The 14260-nt window shown below is 64.5% G+C and carries 15 protein-coding genes and 1 rRNA gene; 9 read left to right on the forward strand and 7 right to left on the reverse strand.

Going from position 1 to position 14260, the window contains the following annotated elements; genetic code table 11:
* Window positions 1-257 (reverse strand): 16S ribosomal RNA (locus Q1U94_RS12620); the annotation flags it as partial.
* Between the two features lie 976 nt (window positions 258-1233).
* On the reverse strand, window positions 1234-1662 hold the full coding sequence (locus Q1U94_RS12625; protein WP_300545243.1) for a CBS domain-containing protein: 429 nt from the start codon (window positions 1660-1662) through the stop codon (window positions 1234-1236).
* A 185-nt stretch (window positions 1663-1847) separates the two neighbouring features.
* Between Q1U94_RS12625 and Q1U94_RS12630 the strand changes: the two genes are divergently transcribed.
* Both Q1U94_RS12630 and Q1U94_RS12635 read left to right on the forward strand, forming a co-directional pair.
* Entirely contained in the window at window positions 1848-3152 is a 1305-nt protein-coding gene (locus Q1U94_RS12630) for a DUF2157 domain-containing protein (protein ID WP_300545245.1), read from the forward strand.
* Window positions 3149-3772, forward strand: coding sequence for a GDYXXLXY domain-containing protein (locus tag Q1U94_RS12635; RefSeq protein ID WP_300545248.1), 624 nt, complete (start codon window positions 3149-3151; stop codon window positions 3770-3772). Before Q1U94_RS12630 ends, Q1U94_RS12635 begins: the two co-directional genes overlap by 4 nt.
* Here Q1U94_RS12635 and Q1U94_RS12640 read toward each other — a convergent pair whose 3' ends face one another.
* Complete coding sequence (locus Q1U94_RS12640) at window positions 3773-4372, reverse strand: rhomboid family intramembrane serine protease (RefSeq protein WP_300545251.1); 600 nt, start codon at window positions 4370-4372, stop codon at window positions 3773-3775.
* 204 nt (window positions 4373-4576) lie between these two features.
* Between Q1U94_RS12640 and hfaA the strand changes: the two genes are divergently transcribed.
* The 3 genes from hfaA to hfaD are packed head-to-tail and all read left to right on the forward strand — an operon-like array spanning window position 4577 to window position 7149.
* Window positions 4577-5008 carry a holdfast anchoring protein HfaA gene (gene hfaA, locus Q1U94_RS12645; RefSeq protein WP_300545254.1) on the forward strand — a complete coding sequence of 144 codons (432 nt, stop codon included), beginning with the start codon at window positions 4577-4579 and terminating at the stop codon, window positions 5006-5008.
* Complete coding sequence (gene hfaB / locus Q1U94_RS12650) at window positions 4995-5996, forward strand: holdfast anchoring protein HfaB (RefSeq protein ID WP_300545257.1); 1002 nt, start codon at window positions 4995-4997, stop codon at window positions 5994-5996. Before hfaA ends, hfaB begins: the two co-directional genes overlap by 14 nt.
* Window positions 5911-7149, forward strand: a complete 1239-nt coding sequence (gene hfaD, locus Q1U94_RS12655) for a holdfast anchor protein HfaD (protein WP_300545260.1) — start codon at window positions 5911-5913, stop codon at window positions 7147-7149. Before hfaB ends, hfaD begins: the two co-directional genes overlap by 86 nt.
* A 495-nt stretch (window positions 7150-7644) precedes the next feature.
* Here hfaD and Q1U94_RS12660 read toward each other — a convergent pair whose 3' ends face one another.
* Window positions 7645-8547, reverse strand: coding sequence for a hypothetical protein (locus Q1U94_RS12660; protein WP_300545263.1), 903 nt, complete (start codon window positions 8545-8547; stop codon window positions 7645-7647).
* Window positions 8548-8754: 207 nt separating this feature from the next.
* On the opposite strand from Q1U94_RS12660, the gene Q1U94_RS12665 reads away from it, so the two are divergent.
* The 3 genes from Q1U94_RS12665 to Q1U94_RS12675 all read left to right on the forward strand — a co-directional run bounded on the left by Q1U94_RS12665 (window position 8755) and on the right by Q1U94_RS12675 (window position 10634).
* The gene (locus Q1U94_RS12665; protein ID WP_300545266.1) at window positions 8755-9315 is read left to right on the forward strand and encodes a PAS domain-containing protein; all 561 of its coding nucleotides are present in this window, start codon (window positions 8755-8757) and stop codon (window positions 9313-9315) included.
* A gap of 58 nt (window positions 9316-9373) precedes the next feature.
* A complete protein-coding gene (locus tag Q1U94_RS12670) occupies window positions 9374-9997 on the forward strand; it encodes a PilZ domain-containing protein (protein WP_300545268.1) in 624 nt (207 codons plus the stop codon).
* Between the two features lie 136 nt (window positions 9998-10133).
* Window positions 10134-10634: a DUF4339 domain-containing protein gene (locus Q1U94_RS12675; protein ID WP_300545270.1), complete on the forward strand. Its 501-nt coding sequence runs from the start codon at window positions 10134-10136 to the stop codon at window positions 10632-10634.
* A 2-nt stretch (window positions 10635-10636) separates the two neighbouring features.
* Here Q1U94_RS12675 and Q1U94_RS12680 read toward each other — a convergent pair whose 3' ends face one another.
* Window positions 10637-11167, reverse strand: a complete 531-nt coding sequence (locus Q1U94_RS12680) for a gamma carbonic anhydrase family protein (RefSeq protein ID WP_300545272.1) — start codon at window positions 11165-11167, stop codon at window positions 10637-10639.
* Between the two features lie 293 nt (window positions 11168-11460).
* Between Q1U94_RS12680 and Q1U94_RS12685 the strand changes: the two genes are divergently transcribed.
* Window positions 11461-12225 carry a PhoH family protein gene (locus tag Q1U94_RS12685; protein WP_300545275.1) on the forward strand — a complete coding sequence of 255 codons (765 nt, stop codon included), beginning with the start codon at window positions 11461-11463 and terminating at the stop codon, window positions 12223-12225.
* A 54-nt stretch (window positions 12226-12279) separates the two neighbouring features.
* Here the strand turns inward: Q1U94_RS12685 and Q1U94_RS12690 are convergent, their stop codons facing one another.
* Together Q1U94_RS12690 and Q1U94_RS12695 are read right to left on the reverse strand one after the other, a co-directional pair.
* Window positions 12280-12732 (reverse strand): response regulator, encoded by a 453-nt coding sequence (locus Q1U94_RS12690; RefSeq protein ID WP_300545277.1) that lies wholly within the window; start codon window positions 12730-12732, stop codon window positions 12280-12282.
* Window positions 12729-14260, reverse strand: a 1532-nt coding sequence (locus Q1U94_RS12695) for a PAS domain S-box protein (RefSeq protein ID WP_300545279.1), incomplete at its 5' end; no start/stop codon positions are given. The genes Q1U94_RS12695 and Q1U94_RS12690, both read right to left, overlap by 4 nt.

Below are 14260 nucleotides of genomic sequence, written 5' to 3' on the forward strand. Positions count from 1 at the left end.
AGCTATAGATCGTAGGCTTGGTAGGCTTTTACCCCACCAACTACCTAATCTAACGCGGGCCGATCTTTCGGCGATAAATCTTTCTCCCTAAGGACGTATCCGGTATTACACCCAGTTTCCCGGGGCTATTCCGAACCGAAAGGTACGTTCCCACGCGTTACTCACCCGTCTGCCACTCCCCCGAAGGGGCGTTCGACTTGCATGTGTTAAGCCTGCCGCCAGCGTTCGTTCTGAGCCAGAATCAAACTCTCAGGTTGAGTTGTGATCCTTACGCTTGGCATTCAAAGTTCAACGGGATTGTGGTCTCGCCCAAATCAGTTCAACACTGATCCGGACGAACCAAAATCGTCGTAGAAAAACGCTTTTGCGTAGGTGTCGAGTGGTGGTCTGACCCACCGCAGAACACCGCCGCCTGCGTTTCTCTTTCCAAACCAACAATGTCAAAGAGCCGAACCGAAACAACTTCCGCCGCCTGGTCCGAACCGCCTTGGCTCCGATGAGCCGCCGCGGCGAGGAGGGCGGTGTTTAGTGCCGCCCGATTTTCAAGTCAACCGGTATTTTCAGAGCTTTCTGCAGAGCCTCGGGACCGGGTCATTTTCACGGGGAAAACATCGCCGGTGCGTGATCCTTGGCACCTATGTGAGCTCCGGAGCCGGCTGGCTCCCCTCTCCGTCTTGGCCCGATCTGTTGGGCCGCCCCGGCGAGGAGGGCGGCTTTTAAACCACCCTGATTTCAAGTCAACCGCGTTTTTCAGGGTTTGTGCAGCGCGTCCGATCCGATTGAATTTTCTTCCGAAAACCCGTTCGGCGCGGACTTGATAAAGCGCCTATGAACCCTGAAAGCCGGCTGGCTTTCCCTCTCCGGCCCGGCCCTTTTCAGGAGGCCGCCCCGGCGAGGAGCGCGGTGTTTAGGCCGCGCCGTTTTTGAAGTCAATCGACAAATCCCAGAGATGTGCAGTTCGTTCTGGCTGGCTCGAAAACCGGCGAAAATTTGGCTGCCCGGCGCTTCGGTTGAGGCACCGGCTTTCCCTGAAATAACGACAAGACCTCGCATGATATAGAAACGACGCTCGTCCGCAAGGGCAAAACCGCTGCGGCAGCGCCGGTGTGAGCGGGGTTCTACAGGACGCGGCGCAGGACGCAACCCCCTCCTGCGCATTTTCCTGCAGTTTTGTGTCAGCGCAGTGCGGATCGGCCTGCGTTGACAGGTTTTAGGCCGTATGCAGACCGTCGATCACGACCGGATATAGGCCTGCAACGCCGCGGTTTCGGCCTCCATGTCGGCAATCTTGGCCTTCACAACGTCACCGATGGACACGATTCCGAGCATGGTGTCGCCGTCCATGATGGGCACATGCCGGACCCGGCGATCGGTCATCAGCACCATGAGTTCGCTGAGCGTGGCATCCCGCTTGGCGGTGACAAAAGCGGGGGTCATGGCCTGGGAGACGGGTCGTGTGAGCCCGGCCACGCCGTGCAGCGCCATTTCACGGACAATGTCCCGCTCCGAAAGCACCGCGACGGGCCTGCCGGCATCGTCGACAACCACCAGGGCGCCGATCCCGTTCGCATCGAGCGAATGGGCCGCCTCGTCCAGCTTGGCGTTTTCCGAAATCGTGAAGACATCGCGCCCCTTGGTCTTCAGGATCGCCTCGACAATCATGCTCCGCCTCCCTTTTCCTGGTCCGGTCTTGCGCGGATCCGTTTTTATCATAACACAGGATTGCACAGGCACGGAGTGGCAAGTCCCGGCACTGCGAGCGGTGTGAATCAGGCTTTCATGGACAGGCTGTACGGCCTCGGTCACTCTATCCCCGTCCGGTGGAAGACGATCGGGGAGAATCGCGCATGGGATACAGATCGCGCCTGACGAAGGATCTCGACCGCTGGATCGGGAAAGGCTGGGTCGATGCCGGCCACCGGGACGCCATTCTCACCGATGCGGGCGAACGAAGCCGCTCCTGGACCGCGACGGGCGCCCTGGCGATTCTCGGCGCCGTGCTGGTTGCCATGTCCGCCCTCACCTTTGTCGCGGCGAACTGGGATGCCATGCCCCGCATGATCCGCTTCGGCACAATTGTCCTGGCGCTATGGCTGGCCATGGCCGGCGCGGGCCGCGCGCTCGACCGCAATGCCCCGGCCCTGGGACACGCCCTGGCCATTCTCGGCGTGGCCCTGTTCGGCGCGGCGATCCTGCTGACCGCCCAGACCTTCAACATGACCTCGTTCAGAAACACCGCCGTCCTGATCTGGGCCGCGGCCGGCCTGGCGTCAGCCCTTGCGATCCCCTCGCGGCCGGTATTGATCCTCGCCACATTGCTCGGCGCGCTGTGGGCCGGGCTGGAAGTGTTCAACCCGTTCTTCACGGGGATCGTCTGGGCCTATCTGCCGCTCTGGCTGGCCACGGCCGTCCTGGCCGTACGCCTGTCGTCCAGGGTCTCGCTGAACCTGCTCGCCCTGGGTCTGGTTTTCTGGGTCGGGCATTTGCTGCACCGGTATGACGCGCTGGCCGCGATTGCCGATATCGGCCTGCACGCGGCGGCAACGCTTATATTCGGCGCCATCGCCCTGACCGGCGCCGTGGCGCGGGACCGGGGGGTCACCGGCGGCGGCATCATGGCCGCCTGGTTTGCCGTCGTCACGGCAAGCCTCGCCCTGGCCCTGCAATTCCATCTCGACGGCGATGCGGCAAGCCAGACGGCCCCCCTGGGACGCGCATATGCCGTGCTTGCCCTGCCGGCCGCCGGCGTGGTCGCGCTGATCGCCGCCCTGCGCATGGCCGCCCGGCGGACCTCCCTGCCGGCAACGGCGGGCCTTCTGGCAGCCGGAGCGATCGTGTTCCTCCTGCCCTACATTGCCCCGGATGACGGCGAGTCGATGACCCTGCGGCTGGCGCTCGGCCTGGTCATCTATGGCGGTGCGGTCGCGCTGATCGTGATCGGCAGCGACAGCAATCGCCGCGCCACCGGATCGGTGGGCATTGCCGCCTTCGTCGGCCAGACACTCTATGTCTATGCCGAGACGTTCGGCGGCCTCCTGGACACCGCCCTCTTCTTCCTGGTCGGCGGCCTGATCCTGTTCGCCATGAGCTACGCCCTGCTGAAATGGCGGCGGCGCCCCGCCGCTGTGGCATCGGAAGGAGATCCGGCATGACCCGCACGCTTCGCCTCGGCCTGATTGCAGCGGCCATGACGGCCTTCCTCGGCGTCATGCTGGCCTCCCATCTCGACCGGCGCGCCAATGGCGCGGAAATCCTGCTCCCCGTCGAGGGCTATGACCCGCGCGACATCCTCCTGGGCCATTACGCCAATATCCGCACCCCGCTGAACCGGCTGGCGACCGCCGCCCTGGACGGTGACGATGACTTCACCGCCGGCGACCGCATCTTTGTCGTGCTCGAGACGGGTGCCGGCAGCCTCGCCAGGCCCGTCTCCATCCATCGCGAGCCGCCCGGATCCGGCCTTGTCGCACTGGGCCGCGTCCTTCATGTCGGCCCGGCCCATGGCGAATGGGTGGAGGAGACCGATCCGGAGACCGGCGAAATCCGCCGGACGCACCGGGCCGGCGAAGGCGAATGGATCCAGGCCCGGTTCAACACCGAGCGCTATTATGCCTCCCGCGAGCAAGCGCTGGCCCTGGAAACGCGGCTACGCGAGCGCCGGGACGACGGGACGACCGGCGTCAGCCTGATCGTTTCGGTCCCGGCGGACGGCGGCCTGATCGTCAAGGGATTCGAAATGGACGGAGAACGGCGGATCGACCGGATCTGGTAATCAGGCCCGGCGCTCGCCGAACAGGCCGAGCAGGACCGGGGTGAGAACCGCCCCCGTCACCGTTCCCCCGACATGGGCGAACCATCCGACGGGTACGGGAATCACCAGACCGGTGAACGCGCCGAGAAGATTGAGCCCGATCCAGGGCACGGCCAGTCGCAGCATGCCGCGCCAGCCGCCCATGACCCAGCCGACCGCCGCCAGCAAGCCGGACGCCCCGCTGGAGGCACCGCCCATCGTCATCAAATCTCCCGAATGCATGAGGACCTGCAGCCCCGCCCCGCCGGCGGCGCACAGGAAGAACAGCACCAGAAAGCCCGACGATCCGCGTATCCCGGTTCCGAATGCCAGTCCCACTGGCCGGCCGGCACCGACGATCACCGCGAGATTCATGGCCAGATGAAGCAGGCCGAAATGCAGGAAGACGTGCAGCACATAGGGCACGGCATGGCCCAGGGGCTGGGATGGCAGCGCCATGCCCGGATCGGCGGCGATCACCACGCAGGCCGCGAAGACCCAGTTGCCGAATTCGGGCGAGAGATAGCCCAGCCCGGCCACGGCAAGAATCGCTCCCGACAGGAGCAGTACCGCTGTCGGCATGGCATTGAAAACCGGGGCTCGCGGCCCGTCCCGTAGCGGCACACCCATACTCCTCAAACCCGTTCCGCTGTGGCCCAGGACGGCACCGGAACTCGTCTTAAAAGCGAATTCCCCCAGCAGGGGAACGTATTTAGCGCCTCACACCCGCTGGCACGCGCGTTGCAACCCGACGGTCGAGACACGCGTCTAAGAGGACACGACGACATGGAACCGCGCAACCTTCCCATCGCATTCGGCACCGGCCTGGCGCTCGTCCTGCTCGCTTCGGCGGCGCAGGCGCAACAGGCGGAAACGACGGCCGGCTGGGAAATCCCCTACGGTTCGAACACCACGGCCATGTCGAGCCAGGCCTGGTCGGGCGCTTCGTCCAGTGCCGGCGCGGCGGCCCGGTCCCAGGCGGGCAATCGCGTGATCATCGACGGCATCATCCAGACCGGGGTCGGCGTCTCGAGCGAAACCGGCCTCTTCGGCGGCGGTGTGGGGTCCAATGCGACCGCCATCGGCAACCAGCTCAATGTCAATGTGACGGGCCGGTACAACACCGTCATCGTCAATTCGACCCAGACCAATAATGGCGACATCAACGCCAACGCCAATGCCAACGGCAATGTGAGTACCGACAATGACCAAGACTAAACTCCTTCTCGCTACCCTGGCCGGCGCCCTGGCGCTCACCGGGTGTGCCTCCACCGGAAATGGCGGGGGTGCGGACGGTCTCTACGCGCAGCCGATCGGCGGCGCGCCGGTGACTGCCAATCCGACCCCCTATTCCGAGGCTCTGGTCTGCCTGGCCCGCTATGCCCGCGAGAACAATCTGCAATCGCCGCGCATCGCCGTGGGCCGCCTGTCGGATTACACCGGCCGCGCCTCGCTGGAGGGCGGCGCTGCCGTGACCCAGGGCGCCTCCCTGATGGCGATCTCGGCCTTCGCAAAGGCCGGCATCCGCCTGGTCGAACGTTTCGACACCTCGGTCTCGGAACTGGAACTGCGCTACGCCAACAACTCGCTGATCCGCGATACCAACGGCCAGCAGCGCCAGATCCATGCCGCCTCCCTGCCCGGTTCCGACTTTCACCTGGTCGGCGGCATTACCGAGCTGAACTACAATATCCGCTCCAATGGCGTGGACGTGCTGGCCGGAGACCGGGTCGACAGCGACCCGACCGGACTGTTCAACCGCCGGTCCTGGGTGATGAATATCGGCCTCGACCTGCGTCTGAACGAGACGCGCACCATGGAAACGGTCGACGTGATTTCCTACCAGAAGCAGATCATCGGCCGCGAAATTTCTGCCGGCATCTTCGCCTTCTGGGACGACGCGGTGATCGATATCTCCGGCGGCGGCCGTTCGCTGGAACCGGTCCAGCTGGCCGTGCGCTCGGTGATCGAACGCGCCGTGCTGGAAATCTCGGCCCAGCTCTACGGTGTCGACCCGGCCTCAGCCTGCACCTATTCCGATCCGATCGGCGGCGGGTCGCACACCAATATCACCGGCGGCGTCAACGCCTCCACCGCCTACGGCTCCAGGGAGACCTCGAATGTCCAAGCGCGCCAAACCGTCGATCGCGGGCATGATCGCCGCGACGCTCACGTGCGCACCTACCTTCGCGGACGATACGACTGAGATCCTGAACGGACAGCTCAACCTGGACGCCGCGATCACCGTTACGGCCCAGGGCGAGACCGATCAGGCCGATGCCGCACACCTGTCGGCCATCGGATCCGCGAACGCACTCACCGTCGACGTGGTCGAACGGCATGATATCCGCTCGGAACAGACCTTCTCGGGCAGTGTCGATGCACGCGCCGAAACCAGCGCCGTCATCATCGACGGAACCGCGGTGACGACGTCGGCGGCCCAGGGCAATTCCGTCAGCGTGATCAATGATAACGGCATGGATGCGGAGATCGCCCAGACCGCCCAGGACGGTTCCGGCGTCTCGGCGAGCTCGCAGCTCGCTGTCGGCGCCTATGCCATGTCCTCGGTCACCACGGCGACGGCTTCGGCCAACGCCTATGACGCGGTCAGCTATGGTGGCGAGAACACGCACGCCCTGCGCCAGGACTCCGGCGCCGATGTCAGCGCAGACAGCTATGTCCTCGCGCCGACGGGCGGGCTGGGTTATGCCGCGACCGTGCTGGGGGCAGCCAATGGCAATTCGGCCCAGATCCAGGGCTATTATCTCGGTCCCGACCAGATCGTCGATGTCGACCAGGACAATCGCGGCGACGTGACCGGCCGCGCCCGGATCGAGGCGGGCGGCGGCGCCGAAAACGCCACGGCTGTTTCATCCGCGAACGGCAACTCGGTCTGGGTGCAAAATGAGAACGGCTATGCCCAGATTGCCGGCGAGCAGGACAATTCCGGCGCGGTCACGGCCGAATCGGTGGTCGAGGTCGGCGATTTCGACGTCGACATCTTCTCGGTCTCGTCGGAAGGCGTCGGCAATTCGGCGATCATTTCCAATATCGGCGCCGATGCGGGGATGGGCCTCAACCAGACCAATACCGGGACCGTGAATGCGACAGCCGGCTTCGACGGCGGCACCGGGGGCGCGGCCCTGGTCTCGGCCACCGCCTTCGGCAATGCCGCGACCACCTATATCTGTTCGGAATGCCCCGCAACGGCCTATGGCAACAATAACCAGACCAATGCCGCCGCCATCAATTCCAGCGTGACCGGCCGCATGACGACGGGGGGAACCCTGTCGGGCACCGCCACGGCCATCGGCAATTCCGCGACCTACCAGACCGTCAATCCCCATTCCGGGAACTAGGCTTCCACCGACCTCTCGGGGGAGGTGGCGAACCCCGGGCGCCGTGTTGTGGCGTCCGGGGTTCTCGTTTCCGGCCGGTCTGGGCCATGCGCGGCACAGGATTTCCTCATTTGTCTATATCCCCGTTCTGCTTCCCCGGCCCTTTGCCTGGCCCGGTTGAGGCGACGCGGCCTCGTCGGCGGGCGGCAGGCTTGCAGCGATGAAGCGGTGCCGCCTTCGCCAGACCCCGGAACGGGGTCCGGGGGAAGGGCTGGTTGGACGTCAAACAGCACGCAACTCGCCATGCGCGGTTGCGCCGGAGACAAGGAAGGGGTGCGGGACAAGCCGCACGCCAGGCCTGCCCCCGCATTCTTTCCCCCGGGGCCGCACAGAGCGCGTTCCGGGACCTGACGGCGCCGGGATGGCGCGGTTGTGCAGGTCCAGGTCAAAAAAAGCCCCGGCTGGGTCAGCCGGGGCAGGCATGCCGAGTGGGCATGTGAGACTGTGGGATGACGGTCAGCGATAGCCGCCGACGCCGCCATCGAGCATGAGCGTCATGGAAACCTGTTCGACCCGCTCGCGTTCCACTTCGCGGCGCACGCGTTCGGTATAGCGTTCCTCGCGGCGCATGAAGACCAGCTTCACGCCGGGGCCATGACGGCGCAGCAGCGAGCGTTCATTGCAATTGCGGCGAGCTTCCTGGGTCTCGCAGTACAGACGGCCGCCCGGCGAGTGTCGCAGGGCCTCCCCCTTGCGGCACATGATGGTGGGGGCTTCGGACCAGTCGTACTCGCTGTCGCGCAGCCAGCCGATCGTCACCTGCATCGCCGTGCCGGCCATGCAGCGATAGATCTCACCGTCGAAAGTGGCGCCGACACGTTCGTCCGCATCGACACGGGACGCCGGATGCGGCGTACCATTGTCATCCACGCACACGGCGCGCACGACCCGCCATTCCTCGACCCAGCGCGTGCGCTCTTCTTCATAGTATTCGTACTCGGCCTCGGCTTCGAGACCGACAACGTTCAGGCCCGTGATCGCGGTTGCCGCCGGCGCCGTCGTCATCGGCGTGTAGGACCCGCCGCCGATGAAGGTGATGGCGCCCGCCCCGGCCCGGCCGGATGCGCCGGCGTTCGCATTCGCACTGGCACTGGCCGATGCGTCGACATTGACATTGGTGGTGACATTGACCCGCGTCGAGACATTCACGCCGACATTGATGTTGCCGCCATGGATATTGATGTTCGGGACATTCACCGTATGCCCCCCGCCATGATTGCAGCAGGTCGGCGGGGGGGGCGGTGTGCAGCATCCGCCCCCACCATTCCCGCCACCGCCGCCAGCCGAGGCCGGCGCGGCAAACAGGGCGAGCGCCGCGCTCGCGGGGATCAGAAAAGCGTGCCGGGCTGATACGCGCATGGACTTGCTCCTTACGTTCCAGCCCACCCGTTGCAAGCACCGGGCCGTTTTGGCGTCGCGGCTCGCGCCACCGGCGAACGCCGGCATATCCTCCTCGCCCGGTGCGGGTATGGCCCCGAACTTGAAACCGGCGGCGCAACGGACCGGGCCGGGACAGGCACGGCCGTTTGGGACGATCCGGACTGGATGAGATTGGGAGCACACGGGATGCGCCACCCGCAAACGAGAGCCCTGCATACCTATTGGCAAGCCCGGCGCAATGGCGGAGCGACGCCGAACCGGGCCGATATCGAGCCACAGGACATCGCCCAGCTCCTGGGGTATGTCTTTATCCTGTGGCGGGCCGATCCCCAGCACCACATTTTCCGGCTTGCCGGCACGCATCTGTGCGATCTCTACCAGCGCGAATTCCGCGAACAGAACTTCCTGTCACTCTGGCACGGCCACGACCGCACTCATGTTCAGGCGGTCCTGGAAGCGTCCATAACCGGCACATCTCCGGCTTCGCTGATTGCCCGCGCCCGTTCCATGGACATGCGCGAATTGCCGGTCGAGATCGCCTTTTTCCCGCTGCGCGGCCCGTCCGGCGAAATCGACCGCACACTCGGACTGTTCCAGCCGCTGGATTCGACCGACCCCTTCCGCGGCCGTCCGGTGGTGCGCACGGCGCTGCGGGAAGTCCATCCCCCCGCCCAGTCGGGGTCGATCGTCCCGGGCCTGCTCGATACCGGGACACCCTGGCCGAAACGCGTCGCAAACGACGCGTAGACGCAAGCCCTTTTTAACGCATCGCCGGTAGCCTGCTGGAATGCAGGAGGATGCCGACATGCATCACGAGCCGGGCCGGCTGGACCGCCGCAAGATCAAGATCGCCGCCCGCGGCGCGCAGGAACGGCGCCGCCATGCCCGCGTGCCGCTGCTGCTGCATGGCCGGTTCTGGTCGGAAAGCATCGGCGAGAATGCCTGCCGCATTCTCGATATATCCCCCGGCGGCGCCCGCGTTATGGCGCGGATCATGCCCGTCGATCGCGCCCGGGTCATCCTGATGATTCCCAGTCTGGGACGGATCGAAGGCACGGTCGTTCGCCGCGAGGGCGAAGAATTCTCCGTTACATTCAATGCGCCCAAGCGAAAGCGCGACAAGCTGGCCGACGCCATCACCTGGCGTTTCAACAAGGACCGGCTGGGCCTGGACGAGGATCGTACCGCGCCGCGCAAGCCCGGCCGCGGACGCGCCCGCATCCATCTGGAGGACGGTGTCGTCATCCAGGCCAATGTGCTCGATGTGTCCGTGACCGGCGCGGCCTTTGAATGCCTGGAACGCCCCCGGGTCGGCGAACCGCTGCGTGTCGGTGAGATGTCAGGACGTGTGGCGCGCATTCTGGACAACGGGTTCGCGGTCGTGTTCGATCCGCCCCAGGCAAATGCCACCGGTCCTGAAGCAGCATAATCGCGTTACGATACTTTTTGTCGCCATCTGCGGTCGATTTCGCCGAAACGGCCCGAATCTTGCCGTATCCGACCCGTAGACGGTAGTTGTTTGAGTGCGAGAGAGATCCGAAATGCCTCGCGATGACGGAATCGCAATGTCCTGGTTTGTAAAAGTCGAAGGCCGTGTCTACGGCCCGTATACGCCGCAGCAAATGCGGGCCTTCGTGGGCGAAGGCCGAATCGCTGCGCATTCCCAGGTCTCCCCGGAGCGTGACGGCATCTGGACACAGGCGTCAGATATCGACGAATTCCGCGAGTGGCTGGGCGGCACGCAACAGCGCCCGGCCCCGGAAAAGCGCGTGACACCGGGCGCGCGGCCGGCGAATTTTGTCGTGATTGCCGAAATCCAGTCCGAGAGCGCCGCCGAATTCAAGACCGCCCTGTCGGCGTATGGCGATCTGGAACAGATAACGCCCGGCGTGTGGCTGCTGCGCGGCCCGACGACATCGGCGGTCCTGCGCAACGAGCTCAGTCACATTCTGGCACGCGAGGACAAGCTGCTGGTCATCGACGCCTCGCACGATCGCGCTGCCTGGTTCAATCTGGGCCGGGACGCCGACCAGAATATCCGCGAGTTGTGGAGCCGCTCGCACTAGGCTCAATCCACCCGGCGCAAGTGCTCGCGGTGTTTCTTCCAGTTCTCCACATAGTGTTCGGCCGAAGCGCGCAGCATGGCAGCCGCATCTTCGTCGAGCGTGCGGATCACCTTGCCCGGCGAGCCGACAACCAGGGAGTTGTCGGGGATTTCCTTGCCTTCGGTGATCAGCGCGTGTGCCCCGACGATACAGTTCCTGCCGATTTTCGCGCCGTTGAGCACGGTCGCGCCGATACCGATCAGGGAATAATCGCCGATCGTGCAGCCGTGCAGCATGACACGATGGCCGATCGTCACGCCCTCGCCGATGGTCAGCGGCCAGCCGATATCGGTGTGCAGGACCGACAGATCCTGGACATTGGAATCCCGGCCGATAACGATGGGGTCGTTGTCGCCGCGCACGACCGCGCCATACCAGACGCTGGCACCCTCATGCAGGGTCACTCGCCCCATCACCTGGGCGTCCGGTGCGACCCAGAATTTTCCCTCGCCCGGCGTTTGCGGCTGCGAATCGTCCAAAGCATACAAAGCCATTTCCGTCTCCAGATTTATTTGCGTGAAAGTTTCGCAACACGCTCGTTCAGAACTTCTTCACCGGGTTAGAATGAAACTGTAACCGCGATTCGAGACCATGAGGCCTTGCATCGTTTCGGCAACTCCAAGGGAGGCACCGGGTAGACGGCCATGACCGCTCCGCGACCCAGCCCGCCAGGATCCGGCGCCGCGCGCACCGCAGCCTTCGAGTCTCCGAACTGTCCCTGCAGCCCCGTTTTTTTCCGCCCCTCGCCGCCCTGCCGAGGGGTTTTTCATGTGTGGAGGTTCCAGCCATGGGTAAGCGTAACGTCAAGCGCCGCCAGCGTGCGGGTGAATTCAACACCGCGCACTATCACGCCGAGGAGGACAAGGTGCGGGCCCTGTTCCCGGGCACCAGCTGGAGCCCCGACGAGAAGGAGCCGATGCGCGATCAGCGCTTCATGAAGAACGTCAAGCCGCGCTCGGACGGCCAGGCCGCACTCATGAAGGCGATCGACGCGCACAACATGGTCATGGCGCTCGGACCGGCTGGCACGGGCAAGACCTTCCTGGCTGTCGCAAAGGGTGTCGAAGCGCTCGAATCGGGTGCAGTCAGCCGCATCGTGCTGTCCCGCCCCGCGGTGGAGGCCGGCGAATCGATCGGCTTCCTGCCCGGCGCCATGGAAGAGAAGCTCGCACCCTATCTGCGCCCGCTCTACGACGCGCTGGCCGACCGGCTGTCGCCGAAAAAACTCAAAGTGCTGATGGCGGAAGGCCTGATCGAGATCGCGCCGATCGGCTATATGCGCGGCCGTACGCTGAACAATGCCTTCGTCGTCGTCGACGAGGCCCAGAACTGCACCTACGGCCAGCTGAAAATGCTGCTCACCCGGCTGGGCTGGAACTCCACCATGGTCGTCACCGGCGACCCGGCCCAGTCGGATCTGCTGCCGGAAATGTCGGGTCTCGCCCAGATCGCCGACAAGATGGAAGCGCTGGAAGACATCGCGGTGTGCCGGCTGGAAGCGAGGGATATCGTGCGCCATCCACTGGTCGCCACCATGCTGACCGTGCTTTAGCCGGGATGTGGCGCGATCCGGCCTCCCGTCCGGAGAGGCCGGACCGGCCCTCCCTCAGGCAGGTCTGGCCGGCGGGGGGAGAAGCACGGTGGAGAACCAGAATTCCCGGATCGCGTGAACGATGTCGACAAGGCCGGAAAACTCCGACGGCTTGGAGACATAACCGCTCGCATGATGACGGTAGCTGGCAACGATATCGCGCTCGGCGCGCGAACTGGTCAGCATGACCACGGGAATCACCGCAAGCGCGTCATCCGCCTTGATCCGTTCGAGGATTTCAATCCCGTTCAGCTTGGGCAGGTTCAGGTCCAGCAGGATCAGGTCGGGCGGCGCCATCCCGGCAAACTCACCGCGGCGGTAGAGATAGTCCAGCGCCTTCTCGCCATCGCTGACGACGTGGATCCTGCTGTCGAACCCGCTGTCCTCGAAGGCCATCTTGGTCAGGAAGACATCGTCTTCATTGTCCTCCACCAGGAGTATGTCGGCAGTCTTGCGGGTATCGTTCATGCCTGTCCTCCATGTTGCGCGGGAGCCGGCCCGTTCGCTTCATCCTGCCTGTTCGCCGGCACGGATGCATCCGTTTCCTGGCGTTCCGGCCAGTACACGTAGAAGCGGCTGCCCTTGCCTGGCTGGGATTCCGCCCAGATGCGGCCACCGGCGCCGTTGACGATCTTGCGGCAGATGGCCAGCCCCATCCCGGTCCCGCTGTATTTCGAGGCCGGATGGAGCCGTTTGAACGGCTCGAAAATCTGCTCGCAATATTCCGGCTTCATCCCGATTCCATTGTCCGACAGCGTAAACAGCCAGCCCTGTTCATACGGCGCCGCCGAAATCTGGATGCGGGGCGTCTCGCCATCGGGGGCGTATTTGATCGAATTGGAGATCAGATTCTGGAAAACCCGCGAAAACCGGGTCGGATTGGCCCGGAAACTGCCGGGAAGGTGCACGGTGTGAACGGTTGCCTGGCTCGCCGCCATGGCATCGGACAGGTTTTGCTGGGCCAGCTCGATCATGTCGGCGGGCATGAAGGCCTCGATCTGGCCGAGATCGTCGCTGGCGCGCGAAAAGGAAATCAGATCGTCGAGCAGGGCCTGCATCCGCTGGGCTGAACCGGCGCAGATCTCCAGCGCCCTGCGGCCGTCGTCATCCAGCTCCTCGCGATAATTCTTCAACAGCAACTGCGAGAAGTTGCCGATCATCCGCAGCGGTTCGCGCAGATCGTGCGAGGCCGCGAAGTTGAACCGCTCTAGCTCGGCGTTGGTCTCCTCGAGCCGGGCAATAAAATTCTCGCGCTCCGCCTCGGCGTGCTTGCGGGCAGTCAGGTCGCGGGCGGTGGCAATGAAGATGCGGTCGTCGCCGGCCTTGTATTCGGTCACCGCCAGCTCGATCGGGATCACATGCCCGTCCTTGTGTATCCCTTCCACCTCTCGGACCTTGCCGACAATGTCGCTGTCGCCGGTCTCGATGTAGTGGCGGATATAGTAGTCGTGCTTCCGGCGGTGTTCGGTCGGGGTCAGGACCCGGATATTGCTTCCCACCAGCTCGTCCGGCCTGTAGCCGAATATGTACTCGCACGCCGGGTTGGCCTGTTCGATGATCCCCTTCGCATTGGTCGTGAGCACTGCATCGACAGCGCTTTGCGTGATGGCACGAAGCCGTTGTTCGCTCTTGCGCCGCGCCTCGTTGATCGCGCGGTCGGCTGTGATGTCCTGGATCGAGCCGGCCATGCGAACCGGGTTACCCGCCTCGTCCAGGATTGCCTGCCCCGTGGCGTGGCACCAGACATAATGCCCGTCCTTGTGGCGGATACGGAAATCCGGAGCATAGGGCTCATTGTGTTCGAAATGACGCTGGATCGCGTCCTGCATCATGCCGATATCGTCCGGGTGCACGCGGTCGAAGAAAAAGCCCGCATCGCCGACTTCGTGATCCGGACCCAGACCGAGAATTCTCAGGGCGTTGGGCGACCAGTCCAGGGAATTGGCCGGTATATCCCAGTCCCAGACACCGATCGCCATGCCGCGCACGACAAGAT

Source organism: Maricaulis sp. (assembly GCF_030149515.1).
Classification (GTDB): domain Bacteria; phylum Pseudomonadota; class Alphaproteobacteria; order Caulobacterales; family Maricaulaceae; genus Maricaulis.

What these genes read in the sequence shown, in the direction of transcription:
- Q1U94_RS12625 (WP_300545243.1), bottom strand. Translation starts at nt 1,662, where the DNA reads ATGATTGTCGAGGCGATCCTGAAGACCAAGGGGCGCGATGTCTTCACG.
- Q1U94_RS12630 (WP_300545245.1), top strand. Translation starts at nt 1,848, where the DNA reads ATGGGATACAGATCGCGCCTGACGAAGGATCTCGACCGCTGGATCGGG.
- Q1U94_RS12635 (WP_300545248.1), top strand. Translation starts at nt 3,149, where the DNA reads ATGACCCGCACGCTTCGCCTCGGCCTGATTGCAGCGGCCATGACGGCC.
- Q1U94_RS12640 (WP_300545251.1), bottom strand. Translation starts at nt 4,372, where the DNA reads ATGCCGACAGCGGTACTGCTCCTGTCGGGAGCGATTCTTGCCGTGGCC.
- hfaA (WP_300545254.1), top strand. Translation starts at nt 4,577, where the DNA reads ATGGAACCGCGCAACCTTCCCATCGCATTCGGCACCGGCCTGGCGCTC.
- hfaB (WP_300545257.1), top strand. Translation starts at nt 4,995, where the DNA reads ATGACCAAGACTAAACTCCTTCTCGCTACCCTGGCCGGCGCCCTGGCG.
- hfaD (WP_300545260.1), top strand. Translation starts at nt 5,911, where the DNA reads ATGTCCAAGCGCGCCAAACCGTCGATCGCGGGCATGATCGCCGCGACG.
- Q1U94_RS12660 (WP_300545263.1), bottom strand. Translation starts at nt 8,547, where the DNA reads ATGCGCGTATCAGCCCGGCACGCTTTTCTGATCCCCGCGAGCGCGGCG.
- Q1U94_RS12665 (WP_300545266.1), top strand. Translation starts at nt 8,755, where the DNA reads ATGCGCCACCCGCAAACGAGAGCCCTGCATACCTATTGGCAAGCCCGG.
- Q1U94_RS12670 (WP_300545268.1), top strand. Translation starts at nt 9,374, where the DNA reads ATGCATCACGAGCCGGGCCGGCTGGACCGCCGCAAGATCAAGATCGCC.
- Q1U94_RS12675 (WP_300545270.1), top strand. Translation starts at nt 10,134, where the DNA reads ATGTCCTGGTTTGTAAAAGTCGAAGGCCGTGTCTACGGCCCGTATACG.
- Q1U94_RS12680 (WP_300545272.1), bottom strand. Translation starts at nt 11,167, where the DNA reads ATGGCTTTGTATGCTTTGGACGATTCGCAGCCGCAAACGCCGGGCGAG.
- Q1U94_RS12685 (WP_300545275.1), top strand. Translation starts at nt 11,461, where the DNA reads ATGGGTAAGCGTAACGTCAAGCGCCGCCAGCGTGCGGGTGAATTCAAC.
- Q1U94_RS12690 (WP_300545277.1), bottom strand. Translation starts at nt 12,732, where the DNA reads ATGAACGATACCCGCAAGACTGCCGACATACTCCTGGTGGAGGACAAT.